Genomic DNA, 24,866 nt, shown 5'->3' on the forward strand with positions numbered 1-24,866 from the left:
CAAGAAGATGCCCGCCGGGCACGGCGGGTATCCGTCTTCGAGATCACTCTACCAGGTATAGCGAAGGCCGGCCTGAGTACCCGCGATCGAGGTTCCGAATCCGCCAACCCCAGGCAGCAGGGGGTCCGGCAAGGTGATGCTGCTGCCATGAACTTCGAGGTAGGACGACAGCTGCGGCGTCCAGAGCACGTTGACCTTTGCGGAACCGCGAAGACCATTGGTACCGATCACGCCGGCCGCAACGGGGACCGCACCTCCAACGGCGCCGGCGCCGCTCGCGTCGACGATCCTGTAGTACTGACCCGAGATCGACGGCTGGATCTTAAAGCCCAGCCAGTCCGTCTCGAAGCCGGCGCGCATGCCACCGTGAAATTCGGTTGAATCGCCCGTCTTGCTGCCGAAATTGGCGGTATAGCCCTCCGAATAGGTTACGCCGACCGTCGGCTCGAACCACACGGTATAGGGGAAGTCGAACCGGTATTGGCCGTTCCAGGTATAGGCGATGCCGCTGCCGTCCGCGGTCGCGGCAAGGGGAAGATTGGATGTGCTGCGAGTCCAGCTCGCGAGCGCGGTGAAGTCAGTCGAGAAACCGCCGTTGAGATACGACAGGGTGCCGGAAGTCGATGGAATTGAACCGTCGGTAGTCAGTCCGCCATTCGTGAAGGTGTGCGCCCACGAGTGCGAGCCAGTCCCGATGAAGGTCAGCGCGTCGGTTGCAGTGAAGATACCGATCTTGGTCACATCGACTGCGCCGGTCACCGTCGCAACGCTGACCTGGACCCCGCTCGATTGCGCACTGTCGCCACTGCCGACGAGGTTCGCGCCGTAAAGCCAGGTCGCCGGGGGCGGCGCTGCAAGTGCCGGAGCCTTGGCGTAGGCCAGGGCACCGAACGGATTGCTGACACCCCTTGCGGCGAACGGATCACGACGGTCGAAATCCGACTCCTCGCCGCTGAAGCGCAGCATTCCAGGAGGAGTAACGACCCTGCGATGCTGAATCTGGTCGCGGACGTTCTGGATGATGTTCTGAACGGTGTTGTTGATGACTTGCTGCGGAACATTGACCTCCTGTGCGGAGACCGGTCGCGTCGCAAACAGACTAAGCAAAAAAGGTACGGCCACGACAAAGCCGCGGCGGAAAATTCCTGCCCTCATAGTATTCGATCAGCCCCCTGCTGGTTCAGCCCCGAGCCTTGGCGGGAGGTAAATTCCCGCAAGCTTCAGGCGCCGAATTTATTTGCAAAGCACCCGCGGCGTCTTCACCTGATTGGCTGAATTGGGGGTTCGGCTCCATCAAGCGCGCCCAGCTGATGCTCATTTGCAACACTTTCCCAGGCCGCGCTGCACGCCGAGCAACACGCCCAGATACGAGAAGCAACCCAACGCAGGGCGCGCGCCGATATCCCACTACTCCACCGTCGAGCGGTTTCGCTTCTTCGTGGCACCACGCTGCGTTGCCGTCTTGCTCAGCTCCGGACTTTTCTTAGGCTTGCCTGCTTCCCGTGCCCGGATGTGCCGCCGCACGTCCTCTCGAACGTTCTGGATGATGGAGTCGCGTGACGACTCGGCCGGATCATTGCAGCGGGCCACGCTGCACAAAGCGACGAGCAGCGGCAGGGCCAAAATCGGCGCACGGGCGAACTTGACTGTCCTGGTCATCCGCAGTCTCCGAAGATGTCGCCGGCCTCGGCCGCCTGCGCCATCAACACCAGCGCAGCGCGACTGGTTTCACCGCTCGCGATGTGCAGCCTCTTGGTCGAAGCATCGCCACTCCCGGTTCACGAAATCCTGAACACGGAGGCCTTTGATGTCGTCATCCAGCATCCCTTGATGTAGAATCCACGAACAAGCCGCCTTAGCCCGTTTCTGCGATTTTTCATTTTCTGAGTTTCTGCCGATGCCTGCCCATTTGGGGATTTTCGTTCTCGCAAGCTCGCGTCCCGTCTTCATGTTGCAGGATCTGGCACGCCGGATCGCCGTTCTCAGCTGCGTAGCATTGTCGATGCTCGTTTCGACAATACTGCAGGCGACCGCCGGAGACAGGATCGCGCTCGTTGTCGGCAACAGCAACTATCGCAAGGTCCCAAAACTCATCAACCCGGCCAACGACGCCGCCGACATGGCGACGTCGCTGGGTCGTCTGGGATATTCCGTCAGACACCTCGCCGACCTCGACTACAATCATTTCCGGCAGGCCCTCATCGAATTCGGCAATGCGGCGAAGACGGCCGACAAGGCGGTGATCTTCTTCGCAGGCCATGGCGTCGAAATGGACGGAAAGAACTGGCTGATTCCGGTCGATGCCGAAATCAAGTCCGAGATCGATGTCTATGCCGAGGCGATCAATCTCGAGACCCTGATCGATATCTCCGTGATGCCGAAGATCATCGGCCTCGTGGTTCTCGACGCCTGCCGCAACGACCCGTTCGAAACGACGAAGGTCGCCGCCGCGGGACGCGCGCTGTCGTCGCGGCCATCCAAGGCGGCCGCGCCAGTGTCCGGCACACCCCGTTCCCCGACGCCTTTCGCGGCCGACACGCGCGGTCTTGCCCCTGTCGAGGTGAGCGACAACGTGCTCGTTGCCTTTGCGGCCGCTGCCGGCACGACGGCGAGCGACGGGGCCGGGCGGAATAGCCCCTACTCCGGCTCGCTCCTGCGCCATGTCGAAACGCCGCAACTCGAGATCAACTATCTCTTCCGGATCGTGCACGACGAAGTCTGGAAGGAGACCGGGACACAAGAGCCGGCAATCTACGGGACGCTGCCGAAGGGCGACATCTATCTCAACGGCGACGCTGTCGTCGCAAACGGCGATGGTGGAGCAGATGCCGAGCAGCTCGCCTGGGAGTTCGTCCGCTCGACCAACGAGATCGCGACCTTGCGCCGTTTCGCCCAGCAATTCCCGGCGAGCGCGCATACGGCCGAGATCGACCAGCGCATTGCGCAGTTGCAGACGGCTGAAACGAACGCCTGGAAGATCGTCGAGCGACAGAAGTCGCTCGCGGCCTACCGCGCCTATCTGGATCTCTATCCGTTTGGCCAGCATGTCGAGAGCGCCCGGGTCGCGCTGGCTTCGCTCGAGAAATCGGCTAAGCCGGGCCAAGCCACCGGGCAGATCGACATGCCCGGTCCGCCACCGGCGAGCTATCAGCTCGCCTCGGCCGAGACGACCACCGGCAATTCGGAGGCAGTCGAGAAGGCATGGGACGTCCTGAAGGAATCACGCGATAAGAGCGTGGTTGGCCGGTTTGCCGAGCGCTATCCGAGCTCGCGCCATAACCGCCTGCCGCCGGGCAGCGACCTTGCCCTGCGACCGGTCAATTCCACCGAACTGATGCTGCAATCAGCGCACGATAGCGACGTGAACGCCTGCTTCGACGGCGATTCCGGGGCGTGCGCCAGATCGATCAAAAAATACCCCGACTACGTCCAGCTTCAATTCCAGCTTTGCCGGACCAAGGGCAACCCCAAGGGATGCATGATCAACGCGGTGAACGAGGCGCGCAGGCGCGGGCTCCTGGTTTCCGCCTACACCCGCTCGGAAGAGGAAAAGGTTCGCAATCGCGAATATCGGCGAGTGGTTGCACGCGTGAACCAGAATGTCGGCAATGTGGTCAGCGGCGTCGTCAGCAACGTCGTCGGCAACGTTGTCAGCAATGCCGTTTCGACTGCGGTCAGCAATGCCGCGTCGAGCGCAGCAAGCCGGGCGGCATCGCAGGCGGCATCAGCCGCAGCGTCGAGCGCTGCCAGCCGATCAGCCTCGAGCGCTGCATCAAGCGCGGCCAGCAGAGCGGCCTCGACTGCCGCTTCGAATGCCGCGAGCCGCGTCACCATTCCATCGGACATCCGCCTCAAGGAGGACATTACGGCACTCGGCTGGACCGATACTGGCCTCCGCCTCTACCGCTATCGATACAGGGGCGATGCGAGGTTCTATGTCGGCGTGATGGCGCAGGAGGTCGCGCGGCAGACTCCCGCGGCGGTGTCGTCTGGAGTGGACGGGTTTCTGCGCGTCGACTATGGTCTGCTCGGCCTCGATTTTCTCACCGACCGCGACTGGATGAGGCGGCAGCTCCGTTCGGGCATCGACTAAGGGACGCGACTCCAACTTGCGCTGGCTGGCACTGTTCATTGCCATCGGGCTTCTCTTCGACGCCGAAGCAGAAGCTTCCAACCGCCGTGTCGCCTTGGTCATTGGAAACGCGAGCTACGCGAACGCGCCGCCGCTCGGCTCTCCCGTCAATGATGCCGAGGACATTGCCGCGGGTCTCGCCGGCCTCGGCTTCGACGTCGATCTGCGCAAGAACACGACCCTCGACGATCTGCACGCGAGGCTCGTCGCCTTCACCGAGAAGTCCGCCGCTGCGGACATCGCGGTCTTCTATTTTGCCGGATACAGTGCAGCTGCCGGTGTCGGCAGTTACCTGATCCCCGTGGATGCGCATCTTGCGACACCTGAGTCGGCCAACGCAGAGACCGTTCCCCTGGCTGCGGTGACCGCTGCCGCAGGGCGGGCTCGCAGGCTGGGTCTGGTGATCCTGGATGCCATGCGGGAGAACCCGTTCCCTGCCATACCGAATGGCCGCCGCAGCAGCTCTTCCCTGACCTCAGGCGGAAGCGCACCGATCCGTAACACGCTCGTGTTCTTTCCAGCGGAGCCGGGGCGGACCGCGGAAGAAGGCGAAGGCCGCAACAGCCCTTTCGCTGCGGCGCTGCTGAAATACCTCCGGCAGGCCGACCTCGAGATCAACTTCGTCTTTCGCAACGTTCGCGACGAGGTTCGGCAGGCAACGCACCGGAAGCAGACGCCCTACATGTATGGTCAGCTTTCCAAGGACAAGGTCTATCTCCATCCCGTCAAGCAAGTCGTCCAGGACGATACCGCCGTCATACAGCACTGCGACAACGCCGTTGCCGGGCTCGCGGATTTGAGGGGACACGTCGACCAAGGCGAGACGCGCGACAATCTAAAGGCGGCGAGCGCGGTTGCGGCGTGCGCGGAGGCGGTCAAGCGGTGGCCAGGGGCGGACCGCCTGCACTACCAGCTCGGGCGTTCATTCTTCGCCATGCGCGATTACGGAGGAGCGGTGGCGAGCTACAAGGCGGCATCCGAGCTCGGCAACGCACGTGCGCTCTACGAGCTCGGATTGATGTACGAGAACGGCAACGGCGTCGAGAAAGATCCCGCCCGCTCGCGCTTCTACTATGAGATGGCCGCCGAGAAGAAGATTGCGCCAGCACTCGTCAGCCTCGGCCTACAGCAGGAGCGTGGAATCGGCGCGGCCAGCGATCCCGCAAAGGCCTATGCGTTGTACCAGCGGGCCGCCGAGCTCGGCGATGCGACGGCCATCAACAGGATGGGGGAGCTTGCCGAGAAGGGACTGGGAGCCAGGCGAGACCTGAAGTTGGCTCGGGCGCTGTACCAGAGGGGCGCCGCGATGGGCGGACTCGAAGCTCTGGTCAATCTCGCCCGGTGCAACGCCAACGGAATCGGCGGCCGACGGGACCTTGCCGCGGCCAAGCGGCTCCTGGCCAAGGCAGCGCAGGCCGGCAGCACCGACGCACGGCGCATCCTCGCGCATATCGAGGAGTCCAAGCCGAAATAGACGAATTCTGGCGGGGAGGAAGCGATCGGGATGAAACGGCAGTCCAAGCGGCGCTTTTGGCCGAGACAGCAACTATTTGATCTATTTGCCAAAAATGGCGCGAGAGACGGGGCTCGAACCCGCGACCTCCGGCGTGACAGGCCGGCGCTCTAACCAACTGAGCTACTCCCGCGTGACACGCAATGTCTGCGGAACGAGGGGGGACTTAAAGGCCCGATCTGGTGAAGTCAAGGATGTTGCATCCACAGCTCAAACCAGCGGATTCCACTGCTGGCACACACGAACGCGGCCCTCGGTAATGCCGGCGGCGTAGTCAGTCCGGTCCCGAATCGTCTACGCCTCCGGGAACTTGCGGGTCAGGGGCCATCTCCCTCTGGACGACCTGCAAGATCGAGGAGGCCAGACATGGCTAAGAAGGATCCGGCTAAGAAGGATTCGGCGAAGAAGGCGGCCGCGCCCGCCACGATCACGCTCAAGCACCTCGCCGCCGACATTGCCGAGCGCCAGGATGTCTCCAAAAAGCATGCCGAGGCCGTCCTGACCGACATGGTCGATCTGATCACCAAGCACCTCAAGAAGGGCGACCGGGTCCGCATCGTCGGCCTCGGCATCCTCCAGGTCCGCAAGCGCGCCGCCCGCACCGGCCGTAATCCTTCCACCGGCGAAGCGATCCATATCAAGGCCACCAGGAAGGTCGCGTTCCGCCCGGTGAAGGAGCTGAAGGAGGCGATCTGAGGCCCTAAAGCGTGACCCAGAGCCCGTTGCGGCCGCATCACGGCCCGCTTTTCTGATATACCGCCAGCTTCAAGAACACCCGGCGGTTTGACCAGAATGTCCTCCCTCTCCTTTTCGCATACCGTGACCGAGCGCTTCCTGCGCTACGTCACCATCGACACCCAGTCCGATCCGGCATCCCCCAGCTCGCCGTCGACCGAGAAGCAGAAGGATCTCGGCCGCGTGCTCGCTGCCGAGCTGAAGGCCATGGGCGTTGTGGACGCGCATCTCGACGATTACGGCTACGTCTACGGAACGATCCCGGCCAACACCGACAAGAAGGTGCCGGTGATCTGCTTCTGCTCGCACATGGACACCTCGCCCGACGTCACCGGCAAGGACGTCAAGCCGCAAATCGTGAAGAACTATCGCGGCGGCGACATCGTCCTGCCCGGCGACACCAGCCAGGTGATCCGCTTCAATGAGCACCCTGCGCTGAAGAACCAGATCGGCAACGACATCATCACCACCGACGGCACGACGCTATTAGGCGCCGACAACAAGGCCGGCGTCGCCGAGATCATGGATGCCGCGCATTTCTTCATCAACAATCCCGACGTGAAGCACGGCACCATCAAGATCCTGTTCACGCCGGACGAGGAGATCGGCCGCGGCGTCGACAATGTCGACCTGAACAAGCTGGGTGCCGATTTCGGCTACACCATGGACGGCGAGAGCGCCGGCTGCGTCGAGGACGAGACCTTCTCGGCCGACGGCGCCACCATCACCATCAACGGCGTCAGCGCCCATCCCGGCTACGCCAAGGGCAAAATGGAGCACGCCATCAAGATCGCCGCGGCCATCGTCGAGCGTCTGCCGAAGGAGGGCTGCTCGCCCGAGACCACCTCGGGCAAGCAGGGTTTTCTGCATCCGATCGGCATCGACGGCGCGCTCGAACAGGCGACGCTCTCCTTCATCGTCCGCGACTTCACCGAGGAGGGGCTAAAGGAGAAGGAGGCGCTGCTCGAGGGCATCGTCAAGGACGTCATGAAGGATTATCCGCGCTCGACCTACACGTTCGAGGTCAAGGAGCAGTACCGCAACATGAAGCAGGTGATCGACCGTCACCCGCACGTGCTCGAATACGCCATCGAGGCGATCCGCCGCGCCGGCCTGCGCCCGATGCGCACCGCGATCCGCGGCGGCACCGACGGCTCGCGCCTGTCCTTCATGGGCCTGCCCTGCCCCAACATCTTCGCCGGCGAGCACGCGTTCCATTCGCGGCTCGAATGGGTTAGCCGGCAGGACATGGAAAAGGCGGTGCAGACCATCGTGCATCTGGCGATGATCTGGGAAGAGAAGGCCTGACGCTTCCTGCAGACGTCGACGATGGCCGGGCTTGCGCCCGGCCATTTCCATTAGGTTTAAGAGCCTACGGCACCGGCATTGCGCGCGGATTGCGATGGAAGCGGTTGGCGCTCGCCATCCAGTTCGGCAGCGGTGCGCCATCACGATGCCGGCCGCCGGCAACTGCTGCAGCCCAGGCCACCGCGGCGCCGATCAGGGTCGCGGCTGCGACCGAGAACGCCACGATGATCGAGTTGCGTCGCGCGCGGTCGATGGCGGTCTTCGCATCTGCGATCAGCGTATTGACTCGCCGCTCGGCGTCAGGTGCGGCGAGGCCCGTCACCGCCGCAACCTGCTGCACGAGGTAAGCCCGGTCATCGGTGCTGACGCCGCTGTGGCTGGACGACGTCATCAGAATGCGTCCGGCTTCGGCGCGCGCTTCCCTCAGGTCGGTGTTCGGAGCGCGGCGCGGCGCGCGGAACAACTTGTCGAGCTCATAGCTCAACAAGGGCTCGGCCGCCGAGGTGTTGCTCGCCGAACTGCGCATCGGCGAACGGTCGATCGCGGCAGCGCCGAGAAGCGCCAGCAGCGCGGCGCCGGCCAAGACTGCCAGCGCCCAGGCGGTCAACCCGTGAAGCCCGTCCCGCCGCTCGCCGTCATCCTCAATCGTTGCGAGCGCGGGCTCGGACCGGGTGGTCCGGCCGGCCACGTAGCCGCCAAAGCCAAAACTGACGATCGCCTGGATGATCAGATAGAGCCCAGACAGCAGCGCCAGCGCTGCCGATGCATCGCGCCAGCTCGGCGAGGCCGAACTGACACCGAGGCCGACCGCGACACCAAAACCGATCAGGATGAACGACATTGCGCTCGCAGCAAGAGCGCCGGCAAACACCGAGCTCCACTGGATGGTTCGAGGCGCCTCAACGGCCAGGCCGCCTTCCATGACCTCTTCCCGCATCAGAGTTTCGACCGTCATCGCGGCGCTCTCAGCGCAGGCCGAAGAACGACAGGATCGCCATGATGACGACGATCAAGCCGATCAGATAAATCAGTCCGTCCATGTCCGTCCTCCTCAGTTTCTTCTCTCGCTAATCGCGAGGTATGAGGAACGTTCCAAATTGGACAGTTCGTATGGAACGAACTTGGATGATGCGGGTTGTCTGTCCAAGTCCTAGGGATAGAGATTGTGAGCACATGAGGCCTCAGCCGGCTCGTCCGGCTGGGGCCTTTCCGCGTTGCGGCCGGCAGGTCTCCCCTGTCGTATGTTAACGACGCCGCGGCCGGGATCATCAATGATGCGATCGGGGCGGAACCTCCGGATCAGGGGTGGCGCGTGGACCGAAGAACGGCGTGCCTGCATCAGGCGAATGCATTCCGGGAGAAGGCCCTCGCCGATCCCGAGCACCACGACCAATGGATCGACGAAGCCATCAAATGGCTGGAACGGGCGATGGAAGCGAGCTGTCGGGCGGTCATCACCATGGAAGGTGACGATGGCAGCGAAGCTCCGGCCCGCACGATCGAAACCATGGCGCCACATCGGCCCGTCATTGTCCGCCAGTGAGAGGCGCTGGCAGCGCATGCACTGCTGCGGCAATTGTTCCAGGGACGTAACAATGTTGCGGGTCGACACTGTTCCCGCACCCATGCTAGGGCGGGCACAGACCGCAACCAGAGTGAACTCGTGCTCGCAAACCGTCAGCCCTCAGGATCCCGCCGCTCGCGTTTTCCGCGCGGGCTGCTGTCCGTGCTGATCGCGGCGGTCTATCTGCTCGCGGGCGCTCTGCACGGCGCGCACGACATCGACGTCACCACGCCCCGCGGCGGTTCGGAGATCGCCGCGGTCCTCGATGGCGCCTCCGGCCATGGCGACCACAAGACCATCGGCGGACATCATTGCCACGGCTGCTTTTCGCTGACCGTGGCACAGCCGGCACCATCGACCGCGGCGATCGCGCTCGTGTCGGCACCGAGCCCGCAACAGGGCCCCCGCCTCGCCGGAATTGTGCCCGATACCGACTCTCCCCCTCCCAGACCTATTGCCTGAACGGATTGGTCGGGCGCGGCGCGCCCATTAGGTTCATCCTTCACAGGTCGATTTCATGTTTTGCAGGGGAATGGCCGCGCGCCTCGCGTGCGCGGCAGCGTGTCTGATTGCAGCATCGGCGCTTGCACCGGCTCACGCCCAGACTTTAACGATGAGAAGCGCGCTGTCGCGCGCGCTGGCGGCGAGCCCGCGCCTGACGGCAGCCGAGCGCGACGTCGGCATCGCCACGGGCCAGCGTATCCAGGCGGGCGCCCTGCTCAATCCGGAACTGTCCTACGAACAGGACGATTCATTCGGCTCCGGCAGATATCGCGGAACGCGCTCGGCGGAGACCACGCTCCAGATCAGCCAGGCCTTCGAGCTGTTCGGCAAGCGCGAGGCGCGGATTGCCGCAGGCGCAGCCGGCGTCGAGGTCGCCGCGATCCAGCGCCAGGCGATCAGGCTGGAGGTGCTGTCGGAGACCGCGATCGCCTTTCTCAGTGTGCTCGGCGCGCAGCGGCGCATCCAGATCCTCGACGAGCAGATCGCCGCGATCGACCGCCTGACGCCGCTTCTGCGCCGCCGTGTCGAGGCCGGTGCCTCCTCGCCGGCGGAGACCGGCCGCGCCGAGGTCGCCTCCGCCCTGGTGAAGGCGGACCGCGAGCGCTTCAAGGCGACGCTGGCGAGCGCCCGGCGCGAGCTTGCGGTGCTGATGGGCGATCCCGCCGCCAAATTCGGCGAGGTGTCCGGTCGGCTCGACACCACCGGGCGGCCGCCGGCGTTCCAGGCCGTGGTTGCCGCCATCGACGCCAATCCGCAGCTGGTGCGCTGGACCGCAGTCTACGCCCAGCGCAATGCCGAGCTGCTACTGGCGCGGCTCAGGCCCTATCCGGACGTGCGGATCGCGGCCGGCTGGCGCCACTTCAACGAAACGGGCGACGATGCGGCGCGGCTGACCGTCTCCGTGCCGATCCCCGTGTTCGACCAGAACCAGGGCAACATCCTCTCGGCCCAGGAAAGCCTCGCCAAGACCAAAGCCGAGCGCGAGGCCAACCGCAACGCGCTGATCGTGATCGCCGGCCGCGCCTATGACTCGCTGCAAGGCTCGCTGCGCGAGCTCGCGGTGCTGGGCGAGACCGCAATTCCCAAGGCCGTCGAAGCGTCCGAGGCGATTTCGCAAGGCTATGGCCAGGGCCGCTTCACCCTGCTCGAAGTGCTGGACGCGCAGGCCAGCGTCACCCAGGCGCGGCTGCGCGAGCAGGAGGCGCTGCAGAATTTCCACGCCGGCGTGGCCATCATCGAAGGCCTTGTCGGCAATCCCTTTACGCTGGCCCGGGAGAGCGCGCGATGAAGACGTCCTCCACCATCCTTGTAGCCATCGTCGCCGCCGCGCTAGGCGCTTACGGCTATTCCCTGCTCGCAGCGGACAAGCTCGCGCACACCGATCATGGCGAGCACGCCGAGCATTCCGAACACAAGAAGCCGAGCGACCATGTCGAGCAGGACGAGCACGGCGCCGACCGCATCCGCATCTCCGACGTCAAGCTGGCGGCCGCGGGCGTCACGCTGGCGGAAGCCGCCAGCGCCACGCTGACCGACACGCTCGCCTTCAACGGCATCCTGCGCGCCAACCAGGAAGCCGTGGTGCAGGTGACGCCGCGCTTTCCGGGCCTCGCCAAATCCATCCAGAAGCGCATCGGCGACAGGGTCGGCAAGGACGATCTGCTCGCCGCGATCGAAAGCAATCAGAGCCTCACCGTCTACGAGCTGAAGGCGCCGATTGCCGGCACCATCATCGAGCGGCAGATCTCGCTCGGCGAATACGCCTCCGAGCAGAAGCCGGCCTTCGTGGTCGCCGACCTCTCCACGATCTGGGTCGACCTGTCGATCTACCGCCAGGACCTCCGCCGCGTCCGCCTCAACGACGAGGTCCTGATCGATCCCGACGACGGCCGCGGCGAGATCAAGGGCACGATCTCCTACATGGCACCGATCGGCTCGAGCGAGACCCAGACCGCGTTGGCGCGCGTGGTGCTGCCAAATCCGGACGGACGGCTGCGGCCCGGCCTGTTCGTCACGGCGCGGCTGATCCTCGCAGCGCGCAATGTCGCGGTTGCCGTGCGCCGCAGCGCGATCCAGACGCTGGAGAACAAGACCATCGTGTTCGTGCGCGAGGACGGCGACAAGATCGAGGCGCGCCCGGTCGAAACAGGCGATTCCGATCCGCGCCATGTCGAGATCAAGGCCGGGCTTTCGGCCGGCGAGCATTACGTCGCGGAGAACAGCTTCGTCGTGAAGGCGGAGATGGGCAAGGGTGAGGCCGAGCATGATTGAGCGTCTCATCGCCGTCTCGCTGCAGCAGCGCTGGCTGGTCCTCGTCCTCGCGCTCGGCGCCGTCGCCTTTGGCGCCTGGAATTTCCAGCGCCTGCCAATCGACGCCGTGCCTGATATCACCAACGTCCAGGTCCAGATCAACACGCGCGCCCCCGGCTATTCGCCGCTCGAGACCGAGCAGCGCATCACCTTCCCGGTCGAGACTTCGATGGGCGGCCTGCCCAAGCTCGACTACACCCGCTCGCTGTCGCGCTACGGACTCAGCCAGGTCACGGTCGTCTTCAAGGACGGCACCGACATCTACTTCGCCCGGCAGCTCGTCGGCGAGCGCATCCAGCAGGTGAAAGACCAGCTGCCGGCGGGTGTCGAGGTCGCGATGAGTCCCATCTCGACCGGCCTCGGCGAAATCTTCATGTACACCGTCGAGGCCAAGGCGGGCGCGAAGACGCAGGGCGACCGCGACTATTCGCTGACCGACTTGCGCACCGTGCAGGACTGGATCATCCGACCGCAGCTTCGCAACGTGCCGGGCGTGATCGAAGTCAACACGATCGGCGGCTTCGAGCGGCAATTCCACGTGCTGCCGGATCCCGGCAAGCTGATGGCCTACCGGCTCGGCTTCCGCGACGTGATGACCGCGCTCGCCGCCAACAACGCCAATGTCGGGGCCGGCTATATCGAGCGCAACGGCGAGCAATATCTGGTTCGCTCGCCGGGCCAGGTCGGCACTGTCAGCGAAATCCAGGACATCGTCATCGGCTCGCGCGGCGGCAATCCGGTCAGGATCAGGGACGTCGCTGCTGTCACCGAGGGGCGCGATTTGCGCACGGGCGCTGCGACCTGGAACGGCGAGGAGACCGTGCTCGGCACCGCCATGCTGCTGATCGGCGAGAACAGCCGTACCGTGGCCCGCCGCGTCGCAGCCCGTCTGGAGGACATCGCCAAATCGCTGCCCGAGGGCGTCGTGACGCGGACCGTCTACGACCGCACCGATCTCGTCGAAGCCACCATCCGCACCGTCCGGAACAACCTGCTGGAAGGCGCGGCGCTGGTGGTCGCCGTGCTGTTCCTGATCCTCGGCAACTTCCGCGCCGCGCTGGTCACGGCCTGCGTCATTCCGCTGTCCATGGCGTTGACGATCACCGGCATGGTCGAGACCAAGGTCAGCGCCAACCTGATGAGCTTGGGGGCGATCGACTTCGGCATCATCGTCGACGGCGCCGTGATCATCGTCGAGAACTGCCTGCGCATGCTGGCGGTGGCTCAGCGCGAGAAAGGCGGGCTGCTGACGACGCCCGAACGGCTGCGCGCGATCCTGCGCGGGTCGAGCGAGGTGATCAAGCCGAGCCTGTTCGGAACGCTGATCATCGCCGTGGTCTATTTGCCCGTGCTGACGCTGACCGGCGTCGAGGGCAAGATGTTCACGCCGATGGCGCTGACGGTGCTGATGGCGCTGGGCGCGGCCGTGCTGTTCTCCATCACCTTCGTGCCGGCGGCCGTCGCCATCTTCGTCACCGGGAAGGTGTCCGAGCACGAAAACCTGTTCATGCGCGCGGCGAAGCGCGCCTACCTCCCCCTGCTCCGCTTTGCCATCGATAACCGGCTCGCCGTCGCCCTGTCCGCCGTGCTCATCGTGACCGCGAGCGGCATCGCCGCCTCGCGCATGGGCGGCGAGTTCATTCCGAGTCTCGACGAAGGCGACGTCGCGCTGGCCTCGATCCGGATTCCAGGTACCAGCCTCACGCAGTCGCTGGACCTGCAGAAGGCGCTGGAAAAGCGCATCATGCAGATTCCGGAGGTGAAGGAGTTCTTCACCCGCATCGGCACCGCGGAGATCGCCACCGACCCGATGTCGCCGGCGCAGACCGATGGCTACGTCATGCTGAAGCCGCGCGCCGAATGGCCCGATCCGGGCAAGTCGAAATCGGAGGTGGTCGAGGCCATCGAGCATGCTGCAGACGAGATTCCCGGCAGCGCCTACGAAATCTCCCAGCCGATCCAGTTCCGCGTCAACGAGCTGATCTCCGGCGTCCGCACCGATGTCGGCGTCAAGATCTTCGGCGACGATCTCGACATCCTGCAAGGCGCCGCCAAGCAGGTGGAGGCCGCGATCCGCGGCATCCGCGGCGCCAGCGACGTCAAGATCGAGCAGGTCTCCGGCTTGCCGATCCTCACCGTCCGCCTCGATCGCCAGGCGCTTGCCCGCTACGGCCTCAGCGCCGCCGAGGTGCAGGGCATCGTCGAGATCGCGGTCGGCGGCAAGTCGGCCGGCAAGCTGTTCGAAGGCGATCGCCGCTTCGACATCGTGGTGCGCCTGCCGGAGCACCTGCGCGGCAATCTCGAGGCGATCCGGGCGATCCCGATCCCACTGCCGCCCGCCGAGGAGGCGGCAACCGGCAGCGCCGTTCGAACGGCGCTGGCCAGCTCTCCCCTCGCCCAGATGCGCTACGTGCCGTTGTCGTCGGTCGCCACCGTCGATGCGACGCCGGGGCCGAACCAGATCAGCCGCGAGAACGGCAAGCGGCGCATCGTCGTCACGGCCAATGTCCGTGCGCGCGACCTCGGCTCTTTCGTCGCGGAGGCCGAGGCGGCCGTTGCCGAGAAAGTCAAGCTGCCGCCGGGTTACTGGATCGGCTGGGGCGGCCAGTTCGAGCAGCTGGTCTCGGCCACCAAGCGGCTGACGATCGTGGTTCCGGTGGCGCTGCTCTTGGTGTTCCTGCTGCTGTTCATGGGCATGGGATCGGCGGCGGATGCGGCGCTGGTGTTCTCCGGCGTGCCGCTGGCGCTGACCGGCGGCGTCGCGGCGCTGCTGCTGCGCGACATTCCGCTATCCATCAGCGCCGGCGTCGGCTTCATCGCGCTATCCGGCGTTGCCGTTCTCAATGGCCTCGTCATCATCGCCTTCATCGAGCGTCTGCGCAGCGAGGGACGCTCGGTCGCGGAGGCCGTGCGCGAAGGCGCGCTGACACGGCTGCGCCCGGTGTTGATGACGGCGCTCGTCGCCTCGCTCGGGTTCGTGCCGATGGCGCTCGCCACCGGCGCCGGGGCCGAGGTGCAGCGGCCGCTCGCAACCGTGGTGATCGGCGGCATTCTCTCCTCGACCGTCCTGACGCTGCTGGTGCTGCCGGCGCTCTACGTGCTGTTCCGCCGTGACGTGGCAGATGAAACGCTTACAATGGCCCCTGATTTGGCGGCGTCTGCGGAGCGCTAGATTTGGGCAGCCACGACCACCACGATCATCACGACCATGATCATGCGGGCCACTCGCATGCGCATGGCCATACACACGATCATGGTCACAGGCACGGCCATGTCCACGCGCCCGCCAGTTTCGGCAAGGCGTTCGCGCTCGGCATTACGCTCAACACCGCGCTCGTCGTGGCCGAGGCGGTTTACGGCTATATCGGCAACTCCACCGCGCTGCTCGCCGATGCCGGCCATAATTTGTCGGACGTGCTCGGCCTCGTCATCGCCTGGGGCGCCTCGATCGCAGCCCGCCGCGCGCCCAAAGGCCGCTTCACCTACGGCTTTCGCGCCTCCACCATCCTGGCGGCGCTGGCCAATGCGGTGTTCCTGCTGGTCGCGACCGGCGCGATCGGCTGGGAGGCGATCCTGCGCCTGCGCGAGCCGGAGCCGGTCGCAGGCGTCACCGTGATGGTGGTCGCCGGCATCGGCATCCTCATCAATGGTTTTACCGCCCTGCTGTTCGCTGGCGGACGCAAGGACGACATCAACATCGAAGGCGCGTATCTGCACATGGCCGCCGACGCCGCGGTCTCGCTCGGCGTCGTGGTCTCGGCCGCGCTGATCATCTGGACCGGCTGGCTCTGGCTCGATCCCATCACCAGCCTCATCATCTGCGCCACCATCCTCTGGAGCACGACCAGCCTCTTGCGCGGCTCCATCGACATGTCGATGGCGGCCGCGCCCAAGGGCACCGACCTCGCCGCAATCAGGGCGTTCCTGCTGGCGCGACCGGGCGTCTCGGCGATTCACGATCTCCACGTCTGGCCAATCTCGACCACCGAGACGGCGCTGACCTGCCACCTCGTGATGCCCGCAGGCAGCGACGACGCATTCCTGATGCAGACGACGGAGCTCCTCAAGACATCCTTCCGCATCGGCCATACCACGCTCCAGGTCGAGACGCATCCCGACAACGGCTGCGCGCTCGCGCCGGATGATGTGGTGTGAGGCGACTCTGCCTCCGCATCGTCATTGCGAGGAGCCGTTGCGACGAAGCAATCTAGATTGTCTCCGGAGGGATTCTGGATTGCTTCGCTTCGCTCGCAATGACGGTGGAGAGCGCTGCGCCCTACCCCGCCTTCGCCGTCACGATCCAGATCGCGCCCTGGAGCGCCACGCTCTGCTCCTTCAGGAACGGCGCGAGCGCCTCGCGGATCGAAGCCTTGGCAGCTTCATAAGTCTCGGGCGGATGGCCCTGGAGTGCGCGGCTGGCGGGACCGATCTGGAGAGAGCCGTCGACGGCGGCCTCGAGCCCGCCGCCGATAGCAATGTCCATCGCCAGATTGTGCGGCTCCATCGCGACGTCCGCGAATCCTGCGCCTTTCAGGATGCGCATGACGCGCTCTTCCGAAGCAAAGGCGAACGGGCCCGGCTCCTCCGGCCCAACCGGCGGCATCTTGGGCACGTGCTTGTAGACCGCCATCAGCGGCGTCATCGCCCACGGATTTTCCTTCGGCTCCCGCCAGCAGGCGAAGGCGAGCCGGCCGGCCGGCTTCAGCGCGCGACGCAGATTGGCGAAGGACGCGATCGGATCGGCAAAGAACATCACGCCGAAGCGTGAAGCGAGCAGATCGAAGCTCGCCGGTTCGAACGGATAAACGGTCGCATCCGCCAGCACGAAGTCGAGCGGCAGGCCCTTCGGCGCGAGCGCCCGCGCCTGCGCCAGCATCGGCTCGGAGACGTCGAGGCCAAGCGCGAAGCCATCGGGCGCCACCGCCTTTGCGAAGGCAAACGTCGTCGCGCCGGAGCCGCAGCCGACATCCAGAACGCGCTCGCCCGGCTTCGGCTTGGCGCGGTCGATCAACACGTCGGCAATAGGGCCGAGCAGTTTCTCCTGCGCCGCGTGGCGATCGGCCCAGCGCTGCCCGCTCGGCCCGTTCCAATAGGCGATCTGGTCGGCGTTCTCTGCGTACCCGGCGGGTCGTTCCATTCAAGGCTCCATCATCTATTCTTGCCCTATCATAGAAGCCTGTTCGGTCGAAAAGCGGGCGCCCTAACGTCAGGCACGTGTGAGAGCGCTTTGGAGGTCGCGCGACGGATTGCCGCGTCGGCGCGTACCGGCCCGTCCGGGCCGCGTCCGATCAGAGACTGACTTTCGGAAAACTGTCGATGTCCGCAGCACTGGACTGCACGCGTCGAACCGTCAGAACCCTCTGCTAGCAAAGAGGTTCTTCTGGACGCCATCCGGTCCCTTCGAAGGGCCAAGGCGCGCACCCTCTGCTCCCACGAGACCGACACCAGAAATGCGGTGTCGCGAAAAGCCCGGCTCGCGGCTGGATATGCACAGGCGAGCCGCACACTTTCCGCGATTGTAGCCTTCCTGCAACAGCATTCTGAATCAAACTTCGTATGTTTGTCCCGAGGAGTCGATTGTGGCTTGGCGAGGGGTCGCTTGGCCGCGGTCTGGTGGAATGGGAATGTTTGGAATGAAGCAGGTTGCGCCCGCCCTCGTGGCATTGGTGACGTTTTCCGGATCAGCATTGGCAGCCGACCTTCCGCGCAAATACGCCAAGCCACCGGCTGTCGCCGCAGCTTTCGTCAACTGGACCGGCTGCTATGTCGCGGGCGGCGGCGGCTACGGCATGTGGAATCAGGAAAATTCGACTTTTGTCGACGGTCCGCCCCGCTTTCAGAATGCCGATACGATCACCACCGGTGGCCGCGGGTACTTCGGGACGGTACAGGCGGGATGCGACTATCAGTTTGCGGCGGCCAGCGAGCGCTTCGTGATCGGCGCCTTCGGTGATTATGATTTCGCCAGTCTAACCGGGCGGCTCACTCCCTCCGGCTTCTCGATGGTTGGCGACGAGAAAATGAGCTCGGCCTGGGCGGTCGGCGGCCGGCTCGGCTGGCTGGCGACGCCTAGCCTGCTGACCTATGTCTCGGCGGGTTACACCGAAGCGACCTTCGACCGCACGAACTTCAATCTGAACTTTCCGCCCTTCGGAGTTGCGGCCGGCCTCTATCAGGACAAGCGAACCTACGATGGCTGGTTCATCGGCTCCGGCGCCGAATATGCGTTGGGCTTCCTGCCGGGTCTCTTCTGGAAAACGGAATACCGCTTCTCCGACTTCAATGTCGGCACAAATCCGATCCGGGATACGGCGAGCGGATTGCCGATCGGCTTTTCCGAGGATTCGAAGAAGTACGTCCACACTGTCCGCAGCGAGTTGGTCTACCGCTTCAATTCGAGCGGCCCCGCCGCCGATGTGACGTCCCCTGCCTATCTGAAGGCGCCTCCGGCCTCCACGCCGCTCACGAATTGGACCGGCTGCCACGTCGGCGGCGGCGGAGGCTATGGGCTCTGGAATCAGGACAGCACGACCTACATCGATGGTCCCACCAGAACCCGCTTCAGCGATACAGCAACAACCGGAGGCCGCGGCTTCTTCGGGACTGTGCAGGGCGGCTGCGACTACCAGTTTGCGGCAGCGGGCGCGGCCTTCGTCGTCGGCGCATTCGGCGACTACGATATCGGCAGCCTCAAGGGCCAGCTCAGCCCGCCTCGCTTCGGGATCGTGGGTGAAGAGAAGATGAGCTCGGCCTGGGCGGGCGGCGGCCGGCTCGGCTGGCTGGCGACCCCGAGCCTCCTGACCTATTTCTCAGTCGGCTATACCGAAGCCAGCTTTGACCGTACCGATTTCACCCTCAACGCTGCGCCGTTCGGAAGACCAAGCGGCGTGTTCATGGACAAGCGTACCTACAGGGGCTGGTTCATCGGCGCCGGCGAAGAACACGCGCTGAAGATCGTGCCGGGCTTGTTCTGGAAGACCGAATATCGGTTCTCTGAATTCGACACCGCAACGAACGCCGTCCGCGACACGGCAACGGGTCTGTCCGTTGGAGCGTCGATCGATTCCGAGAAATGGGTTCACGCCGTTCGCAGCCAGCTGGTCTATCGCTTCAACTGGGGCGGAGGCCCCGTCGTGGCGAAGTACTGATCACCCCACTGCTGGTCGTCGCTAAGGCAAAGCTCCGGTTCGTCCGGGGCTTTTGCTTTCTGCATTCGGTCAATATGAAAGTCTGGAACAGAGTTGCGCTTTGGGCTCCGGACCCGACGCAAGCGTCTCATCCGCGCGCATTGCGGCCGCATTGTTTCACCGAACGGCCACATCGGAATCAGATGCCAACCAGATTTCCGCGCTAGGTTCGCGCTTCCTCAAACTGGAAAAGGCATGACCATGCGCAGCTTCACGGCATCCGTCCTCGTTGCAGCTCTCTCGCTGGGAACACCTGCCCTGGTGCAGGCACAGGGCGCATCGTCGCAATCCGACACGGAGCAATCGTCCACGCAATCCAGCACTGTGATCCGGAGCATACAGGTTGTGGACGTCAAGGAACTGCAGCCGGCCGTGCGCGCGAAGGTCGATGAACTCGTGGCGCATACGAGCGAGACGGACATCCAGTCGCTTCGGCAGTCCATCGACGACACACCGCAGGCCGCCTCCGTGCTCAAGGCCAAGGGCTTGAGCTCGGCACAAGTCGTCGCGATCAACATCGTCGACGGTGTCCTGACGATGTTCACCAAGACAGCCTGACACCCGCAGCATGATCGCTGGCTCCTCGGCCTTACGTCGAGATCGCGCTGCGAGAAAGATTGCCCTGCAGCGGACCTGCTGCAGGGTTGGCCGTGTCCGGCATGAAAGCTCTCACCGGGCCGGCAATTGCAGCCGGGCGGGCGCGCTCGGCCCTTGCTTCGGCCCCCGCCGGGGCGCTAAAGAGGCGCCATTGGGCGGTTAGCTCAGCTGGTTAGAGCATCTCGTTTACACCGAGAGGGTCCGCGGTTCGAATCCGTGACCGCCCACCAGCCTTCGCTCGCTTCGCGAGCTACGGCTCGGCAAGCCAGCACAGCAAGGTCGTAAGCGCGAAGCGATCGAAGGTTGCCGCGCCGAAGCCCAACGGCGAAGGCGGGCTCGGCCAGCCAACTTCAATCCCTGGGCCGCCCGGGCAGCAGCGGCACGGCGTCGATCCACACCGCTGCCGATTGGCACCAGATCTGCCTCACCGGCCGCAGCGCATCCCGCTGGCGGATCGAGCCCCAACGGATGCCCCAATCGTCGGCCTGGTCGCCCTCGCCGCTGGTGAACAGCGGGGAACCGCAATCGGCACAGAAATGCTGAAAGCGCATCCGGCCGTTGTCGCCGCGCTTGCCGTAGATTTTGGGCGAGCCACGGGTCAGGCGGACATCGGCCTTGGTGCAGATGGCCGTCACGCGGAACGGCGAGCCGGTCAGCGTCTGGCAATCGGTGCAGTGACAGACCGAGACTGCCTCCGGATCGACCTCGGCCTCGAACGCGACCTTCCCGCAATGGCATTGCCCATCGACGTGCATTGCCTCCTCCCCTTCCCCAAACAAAAACGGCGCCCGAAGGCGCCGTTTTATCATCATTTTCGAGCTGCGATCTCAGTGAGCGGTCAAGCCGCCGGCGGCTTCATCGCCGTCCGGCTTCACCGTCACCTTGGTGTCCTCTTCCCAGACGATCGGCGTAGGCTTCTTCACCAGCGCCTTGGCGACGACGTCATCGAGGCGCGAGACCGGGATGATCTCCATGCCGCCCTTGATCGCATCGGAAATCTCCGTGAGATCCTTGGCGTTGTCCTCGGGGATCAGCACCGTCTTGATGCCGCCGCGGGCCGCAGCCAGCAGCTTCTCCTTGAGGCCGCCGATCGGCAGCACGCGGCCGCGCAGCGTGATCTCGCCGGTCATCGCGACATCATGGCGGACCGGGATGCCGGTCATGACCGAGATGATCGCGGTGGCCATCGCAACACCTGCGGACGGGCCATCCTTCGGCGTCGCGCCTTCCGGCACGTGCACGTGGATGTCCCGCTTGTCGAACAGCGGCGGCTCGACGCCGTAGTTGATCGCGCGCGAGCGGACGTAGGACGCCGCCGCGGAGATCGACTCCTTCATGACGTCGCGCAGATTGCCCGTGACCGTCATCTTGCCCTTGCCGGGCATCATGACGCCTTCGATCGTCAGCAGCTCGCCGCCGACATCGGTCCAGGCAAGGCCGGTGACGATACCGACCTGCGGCTCGCTCTCGATCTCGCCGAAGCGGTACTTCGGCACGCCGAGCAACTCTTCCAGAGTCTTCTCGGTGACCTTGACCGACTTCTTCTTGGAGATCATCAGCTCCTTCACCGCCTTGCGGGCCAGTGTAGAGAGCTCACGCTCCAGGTTACGCACGCCCGCTTCGCGGGTGTAGCGGCGGATCAGAAGCAGCAGCGCCTCGTCGTCGATCGAGAACTCCTTGGAGTCCAGGCCGTGCTTGGACACCGCGTTCGGGATCAGGTGCTTGCGCGAGATCTCGACCTTCTCGTTCTCGGTGTAGCCCGCGATCCGGATGATCTCCATGCGGTCCATCAGGGGCCCCGGAATATTGAGCGTATTCGCGGTGGTGATGAACATCACGTTGGACAGATCGTAGTCGACCTCGAGATAGTGGTCGTTGAAGGTCCCGTTCTGCTCGGGGTCGAGAACCTCGAGCAGCGCCGAGGACGGATCGCCGCGGAAATCGGCGCCCATCTTGTCGATCTCGTCCAAGAGGAACAGCGGATTGGACGACTTCGCCTTGCGCATCGACTGGATGATCTTGCCGGGCATCGAGCCGATATAGGTGCGGCGGTGACCGCGGATCTCGGCCTCGTCGCGCACGCCGCCGAGCGAGACGCGCACGAACTCGCGCCCCGTCGCCTTCGCGATCGACTTGCCGAGCGAGGTCTTGCCGACGCCGGGAGGCCCGACCAGGCACAGGATCGGCCCCGTCAGCTTGTTGGCGCGCGACTGCACCGCGAGGTACTCGACGATACGCTCCTTGACCTTCTCCAGCCCATAGTGATCGGAGTCCAGGATGGCTTGCGCCTGCTCCAGGTCCTTCTTCACCTTGGACTTCTTGTTCCACGGGATCGACAGCAGCCAATCCAGATAGTTGCGCACGACGGTCGCTTCCGCGGACATCGGCGACATCTGGCGCAGCTTCTTCAATTCATGCTGCGCCTTCTCGCGCGCTTCCTTGGAGAGCTTGGTCTTCGAGATCTTCTCTTCGAGATCGGCGAGCTCGTCGCGACCGTCGTCGTCGCCAAGTTCCTTCTGGATCGCCTTCATCTGCTCGTTGAGATAGTACTCGCGCTGGGTCTTCTCCATCTGGCGCTTGACGCGGGACCGGATGCGCTTTTCGACCTGCAGCACCGAGATCTCGCTCTCCATCAGACCCAGCACCTTCTCCAGGCGCGTGGTGACCGACAGCGTCTCCAGTATGCCCTGGCGATCTGCGATCTTGACCGCGAGATGCGAGGCGACCGTATCGGCGAGCTTGGCGAAATCGGTGATCGCCTGCACGACGCCGACGACCTCGGCCGAGATCTTCTTGTTGAGCTTCACATAGCTCTCGAAGTCGGACACGACCGAGCGCGCCAACGCTTCCGCCTCGACCGATTTCGCGTCGGTGTCCGCAAGCGCGACGGCGGTCGCCTCATAATAGTCGGCGCGGTCGGTGTACTTCGCCACGCGCGCACGCTCGAGCCCTTCGACCAGCACCTTCACGGTGCCATCGGGAAGCTTCAGGAGCTGCAGCACGCTGGCAAGCGTACCGGTCTCGTAAATCGCATCGGGCGCCGGATCATCGTCGGACGCGTTCTTCTGCGTCGCGAGCATGATCAGCGCGTCGTTCTTCATCACCTCTTCGAGTGCGCGGATCGACTTCTCGCGACCGACGAAGAGCGGAACGATCATGTGCGGGAAGACGACGATGTCGCGCAGCGGCAGCACGGGATAGGCGTGTGCTTCGCCATGAACGATTGTTGGCCGGGGTTTTGGATTGGTCATGGCCTTTTCCTTTTGCTTTGCCCCCTTGCACGCAGCCCGCGATCATGCGCAACCGCCACAAGGTGCCGAGGTGATCCGCAGAACCGGTCGGTCCTCTACAAGTTGGACCGGCTCGCCGGAACGGAACTGAGGCGAATCTTGAAGAGAATTTTCGCTCGCCGCCGACATTAGGTGGCTATCGACCCGGGGGGTGTCAAGTCATTGAAAAACGCGCGCCATCAGGCGCTTACGCAACGCGGCAAGCGACGCAACACCGGCTGCGGAACCACGGCTCCGCAGCCAACTCGAGGAGACGATTGGAGCTTTCCAGCGCCGTCAGATCAGGCGCTGGCGTTCTCGACGGCACGATCGGACCGATCGGCGTAGATGTAGAGCGGACGCGCCGTGCCTTCCACGACTTCGCGGGAAATCACGACTTCTTCCACACCTTCCAGGCCCGGCAGGTCGAACATGGTCTCGAGCAGGATCGCCTCGAGGATCGAACGCAGGCCTCGCGCGCCGGTCTTGCGCTCGATCGCCTTGCGGGCAACCGCGCCAAGCGCCTCGTCGGCGAAAGTCAGCTCGATGTTCTCCATCTCGAACAGCCGCTGGTACTGTTTCACCAGCGCGTTCTTCGGCTCCGTCAGGATCTTCTTCAGCGAGGTCTCGTCGAGATCCTCGAGCGTCGCCACGACCGGCAGACGACCGACGAACTCGGGGATGAGGCCGTACTTCAGGAGGTCCTCAGGCTCGACGTGACGGAAGATCTCGCCGGTCCGGCGATCCTCCGGCGCGAGCACCTGGGCGCCGAAGCCGATCGAGGTCGACCGACCGCGCGCCGAGATGATCTTCTCGAGGCCGGCGAAGGCGCCGCCGCAGATGAACAGGATGTTGGTGGTATCCACCTGCAGGAACTCCTGCTGCGGATGCTTGCGGCCGCCCTGCGGCGGGACCGAAGCCACCGTGCCTTCCATGATCTTGAGCAGCGCCTGCTGCACGCCCTCACCCGACACGTCGCGCGTGATCGAGGGGTTGTCGGACTTGCGGCTGATCTTGTCGATTTCGTCGATGTAGACGATGCCGCGCTGGGCGCGCTCGACGTTGTAGTCGGCGGCCTGGAGCAGCTTCAGAATGATGTTCTCGACGTCCTCGCCGACATAGCCGGCTTCGGTCAGCGTCGTCGCATCGGCCATCGTGAACGGCACGTCCAGGATGCGGGCGAGCGTCTGCGCGAGCAGCGTCTTGCCCGAGCCGGTCGGACCGATCAGCAGGATGTTCGACTTCGCGAGCTCGACGTCGTTGTGCTTGGTCTGATGGTTGAGGCGCTTGTAGTGGTTGTGCACCGCGACCGACAGGACCTTCTTCGCATGGCTCTGGCCGATGACGTAATCGTCCAGCACCTTGCAGATTTCCTTCGGCGTCGGAATACCGTCGCGCGACTTGACCAGCGAGGATTTGTTCTCCTCGCGGATGATGTCCATGCAGAGCTCGACGCACTCGTCGCAGATGAAGACCGTGGGACCCGCGATCAGTTTGCGGACTTCGTGCTGGCTCTTGCCGCAGAACGAGCAATATAGCGTGTTCTTGGAGTCGCTCGTGCCGACCTTACTCATTCATGTCTCCGTCCGCGGTTCGATCCCGTTCCGCTCGATCGCTCCATTCCGACACGATGGTCGGCATGAAGCTTAAGTAGAGCAAATTCCGTACCAAAAAAGACCCTACGCTTTACTACATTCCGTGCGAATCACGGTGGTTCGATTCTCCCGCGATCATAGCCGATCAATCG

General features: G+C 64.4%; 19 protein-coding genes and 2 tRNA genes. 13 read left to right on the forward strand and 8 right to left on the reverse strand.

The features are described from left to right. Nucleotides 1–48: 48 nt before the first annotated feature. Both I6F24_RS23145 and I6F24_RS23150 read right to left on the reverse strand, forming a co-directional pair. Complete coding sequence (locus I6F24_RS23145) at nucleotides 49–1,155, reverse strand: autotransporter domain-containing protein (protein WP_141697649.1); 1,107 nt, start codon at nucleotides 1,153–1,155, stop codon at nucleotides 49–51. A 252-nt stretch (nucleotides 1,156–1,407) separates the two neighbouring features. Further along, nucleotides 1,408–1,659, reverse strand: a complete 252-nt coding sequence (locus tag I6F24_RS23150; protein WP_036025350.1) for a hypothetical protein — start codon at nucleotides 1,657–1,659, stop codon at nucleotides 1,408–1,410. A gap of 343 nt (nucleotides 1,660–2,002) precedes the next feature. Between I6F24_RS23150 and I6F24_RS23155 the strand changes: the two genes are divergently transcribed. After that, a complete protein-coding gene (locus I6F24_RS23155) occupies nucleotides 2,003–4,093 on the forward strand; it encodes a caspase family protein (protein ID WP_158644881.1) in 2,091 nt (696 codons plus the stop codon). 16 nt (nucleotides 4,094–4,109) lie between these two features. Next, on the forward strand, nucleotides 4,110–5,606 hold the full coding sequence (locus I6F24_RS23160) for a caspase family protein (protein WP_225151802.1): 1,497 nt from the start codon (nucleotides 4,110–4,112) through the stop codon (nucleotides 5,604–5,606). Nucleotides 5,607–5,701: 95 nt separating this feature from the next. Here I6F24_RS23160 and I6F24_RS23165 read toward each other — a convergent pair. Then, nucleotides 5,702–5,778 (reverse strand) — tRNA-Asp (locus tag I6F24_RS23165). A gap of 233 nt (nucleotides 5,779–6,011) precedes the next feature. Here I6F24_RS23165 and I6F24_RS23170 point away from each other — a divergent pair. Together I6F24_RS23170 and pepT are read left to right on the forward strand one after the other, a co-directional pair. Then, nucleotides 6,012–6,341, forward strand: coding sequence for an HU family DNA-binding protein (locus tag I6F24_RS23170; protein WP_036010212.1), 330 nt, complete (start codon nucleotides 6,012–6,014; stop codon nucleotides 6,339–6,341). 96 nt (nucleotides 6,342–6,437) lie between these two features. Beyond that, nucleotides 6,438–7,688 (forward strand): peptidase T, encoded by a 1,251-nt coding sequence (gene pepT / locus I6F24_RS23175; protein ID WP_036025351.1) that lies wholly within the window; start codon nucleotides 6,438–6,440, stop codon nucleotides 7,686–7,688. Nucleotides 7,689–7,752: 64 nt separating this feature from the next. Here pepT and I6F24_RS23180 read toward each other — a convergent pair whose 3' ends face one another. Continuing rightward, nucleotides 7,753–8,643 (reverse strand): hypothetical protein, encoded by an 891-nt coding sequence (locus I6F24_RS23180; RefSeq protein WP_036025352.1) that lies wholly within the window; start codon nucleotides 8,641–8,643, stop codon nucleotides 7,753–7,755. Nucleotides 8,644–9,000: 357 nt separating this feature from the next. Here I6F24_RS23180 and I6F24_RS23185 point away from each other — a divergent pair, with 357 nt between their 5' ends. The 6 genes from I6F24_RS23185 to I6F24_RS23210 all read left to right on the forward strand — a co-directional run bounded on the left by I6F24_RS23185 (nucleotide 9,001) and on the right by I6F24_RS23210 (nucleotide 16,221). Then, nucleotides 9,001–9,231: a hypothetical protein gene (locus tag I6F24_RS23185; protein ID WP_036025354.1), complete on the forward strand. Its 231-nt coding sequence runs from the start codon at nucleotides 9,001–9,003 to the stop codon at nucleotides 9,229–9,231. Nucleotides 9,232–9,351: 120 nt separating this feature from the next. Beyond that, the gene (locus I6F24_RS23190; RefSeq protein WP_036025355.1) at nucleotides 9,352–9,714 is read left to right on the forward strand and encodes a hypothetical protein; all 363 of its coding nucleotides are present in this window, start codon (nucleotides 9,352–9,354) and stop codon (nucleotides 9,712–9,714) included. 55 nt (nucleotides 9,715–9,769) lie between these two features. Next, nucleotides 9,770–11,044: a divalent metal ion exporter subunit IhpA gene (gene ihpA, locus I6F24_RS23195; protein ID WP_036025357.1), complete on the forward strand. Its 1,275-nt coding sequence runs from the start codon at nucleotides 9,770–9,772 to the stop codon at nucleotides 11,042–11,044. Then, a complete protein-coding gene (gene ihpB, locus I6F24_RS23200; RefSeq protein ID WP_225151804.1) occupies nucleotides 11,041–12,027 on the forward strand; it encodes a divalent metal ion exporter adaptor subunit IhpB in 987 nt (328 codons plus the stop codon). Before ihpA ends, ihpB begins: the two co-directional genes overlap by 4 nt. Next, on the forward strand, nucleotides 12,020–15,238 hold the full coding sequence (locus tag I6F24_RS23205) for a CusA/CzcA family heavy metal efflux RND transporter (RefSeq protein ID WP_225151806.1): 3,219 nt from the start codon (nucleotides 12,020–12,022) through the stop codon (nucleotides 15,236–15,238). The genes ihpB and I6F24_RS23205 overlap by 8 nt, the downstream gene beginning before the upstream one ends. A 2-nt stretch (nucleotides 15,239–15,240) precedes the next feature. Beyond that, complete coding sequence (locus I6F24_RS23210) at nucleotides 15,241–16,221, forward strand: cation diffusion facilitator family transporter (protein WP_225151808.1); 981 nt, start codon at nucleotides 15,241–15,243, stop codon at nucleotides 16,219–16,221. Nucleotides 16,222–16,342: 121 nt separating this feature from the next. On the opposite strand, the gene I6F24_RS23215 is transcribed toward I6F24_RS23210, so the two are convergent. After that, complete coding sequence (locus I6F24_RS23215) at nucleotides 16,343–17,203, reverse strand: methyltransferase domain-containing protein (RefSeq protein WP_225151810.1); 861 nt, start codon at nucleotides 17,201–17,203, stop codon at nucleotides 16,343–16,345. A gap of 496 nt (nucleotides 17,204–17,699) precedes the next feature. On the opposite strand from I6F24_RS23215, the gene I6F24_RS23220 reads away from it, so the two are divergent. From I6F24_RS23220 to I6F24_RS23230, 3 genes are all read left to right on the forward strand, one after another. Further along, entirely contained in the window at nucleotides 17,700–19,214 is a 1,515-nt protein-coding gene (locus I6F24_RS23220) for an autotransporter domain-containing protein (protein WP_225151812.1), read from the forward strand. A gap of 234 nt (nucleotides 19,215–19,448) precedes the next feature. Next, nucleotides 19,449–19,811 carry a hypothetical protein gene (locus tag I6F24_RS23225; protein WP_225151814.1) on the forward strand — a complete coding sequence of 121 codons (363 nt, stop codon included), beginning with the start codon at nucleotides 19,449–19,451 and terminating at the stop codon, nucleotides 19,809–19,811. A 192-nt stretch (nucleotides 19,812–20,003) separates the two neighbouring features. After that, nucleotides 20,004–20,080 (forward strand) — tRNA-Val (locus I6F24_RS23230). 120 nt (nucleotides 20,081–20,200) lie between these two features. On the opposite strand, the gene I6F24_RS23235 is transcribed toward I6F24_RS23230, so the two are convergent. From I6F24_RS23235 to clpX, 3 genes are all read right to left on the reverse strand, one after another. Next, nucleotides 20,201–20,605, reverse strand: a complete 405-nt coding sequence (locus tag I6F24_RS23235; protein WP_036010277.1) for a GFA family protein — start codon at nucleotides 20,603–20,605, stop codon at nucleotides 20,201–20,203. A gap of 72 nt (nucleotides 20,606–20,677) precedes the next feature. Further along, nucleotides 20,678–23,101 (reverse strand): endopeptidase La, encoded by a 2,424-nt coding sequence (gene lon / locus I6F24_RS23240; RefSeq protein ID WP_036010279.1) that lies wholly within the window; start codon nucleotides 23,099–23,101, stop codon nucleotides 20,678–20,680. Between the two features lie 320 nt (nucleotides 23,102–23,421). Continuing rightward, nucleotides 23,422–24,693: an ATP-dependent Clp protease ATP-binding subunit ClpX gene (gene clpX, locus I6F24_RS23245; RefSeq protein WP_008547851.1), complete on the reverse strand. Its 1,272-nt coding sequence runs from the start codon at nucleotides 24,691–24,693 to the stop codon at nucleotides 23,422–23,424. Nucleotides 24,694–24,866 lie beyond the last annotated feature (173 nt).

Origin of the sequence: Bradyrhizobium sp. BRP23, assembly GCF_020194135.1 — a bacterium.
Taxonomy (GTDB): domain Bacteria; phylum Pseudomonadota; class Alphaproteobacteria; order Rhizobiales; family Xanthobacteraceae; genus Bradyrhizobium; species Bradyrhizobium yuanmingense.

Excerpts from the sequence above, each read along its gene's own strand:
- I6F24_RS23145 (WP_141697649.1), bottom strand. The coding sequence starts at position 1,155 with ATGAGGGCAGGAATTTTCCGCCGCGGCTTTGTCGTGGCCGTACCTTTT.
- I6F24_RS23150 (WP_036025350.1), bottom strand. The coding sequence starts at position 1,659 with ATGACCAGGACAGTCAAGTTCGCCCGTGCGCCGATTTTGGCCCTGCCG.
- I6F24_RS23155 (WP_158644881.1), top strand. The coding sequence starts at position 2,003 with ATGCTCGTTTCGACAATACTGCAGGCGACCGCCGGAGACAGGATCGCG.
- I6F24_RS23170 (WP_036010212.1), top strand. The coding sequence starts at position 6,012 with ATGGCTAAGAAGGATCCGGCTAAGAAGGATTCGGCGAAGAAGGCGGCC.
- pepT (WP_036025351.1), top strand. The coding sequence starts at position 6,438 with ATGTCCTCCCTCTCCTTTTCGCATACCGTGACCGAGCGCTTCCTGCGC.
- I6F24_RS23180 (WP_036025352.1), bottom strand. The coding sequence starts at position 8,643 with ATGACGGTCGAAACTCTGATGCGGGAAGAGGTCATGGAAGGCGGCCTG.
- ihpA (WP_036025357.1), top strand. The coding sequence starts at position 9,770 with ATGTTTTGCAGGGGAATGGCCGCGCGCCTCGCGTGCGCGGCAGCGTGT.
- ihpB (WP_225151804.1), top strand. The coding sequence starts at position 11,041 with ATGAAGACGTCCTCCACCATCCTTGTAGCCATCGTCGCCGCCGCGCTA.
- I6F24_RS23205 (WP_225151806.1), top strand. The coding sequence starts at position 12,020 with ATGATTGAGCGTCTCATCGCCGTCTCGCTGCAGCAGCGCTGGCTGGTC.
- I6F24_RS23215 (WP_225151810.1), bottom strand. The coding sequence starts at position 17,203 with ATGGAACGACCCGCCGGGTACGCAGAGAACGCCGACCAGATCGCCTAT.
- I6F24_RS23220 (WP_225151812.1), top strand. The coding sequence starts at position 17,700 with ATGAAGCAGGTTGCGCCCGCCCTCGTGGCATTGGTGACGTTTTCCGGA.
- I6F24_RS23225 (WP_225151814.1), top strand. The coding sequence starts at position 19,449 with ATGACCATGCGCAGCTTCACGGCATCCGTCCTCGTTGCAGCTCTCTCG.
- I6F24_RS23235 (WP_036010277.1), bottom strand. The coding sequence starts at position 20,605 with ATGCACGTCGATGGGCAATGCCATTGCGGGAAGGTCGCGTTCGAGGCC.
- lon (WP_036010279.1), bottom strand. The coding sequence starts at position 23,101 with ATGACCAATCCAAAACCCCGGCCAACAATCGTTCATGGCGAAGCACAC.
- clpX (WP_008547851.1), bottom strand. The coding sequence starts at position 24,693 with ATGAGTAAGGTCGGCACGAGCGACTCCAAGAACACGCTATATTGCTCG.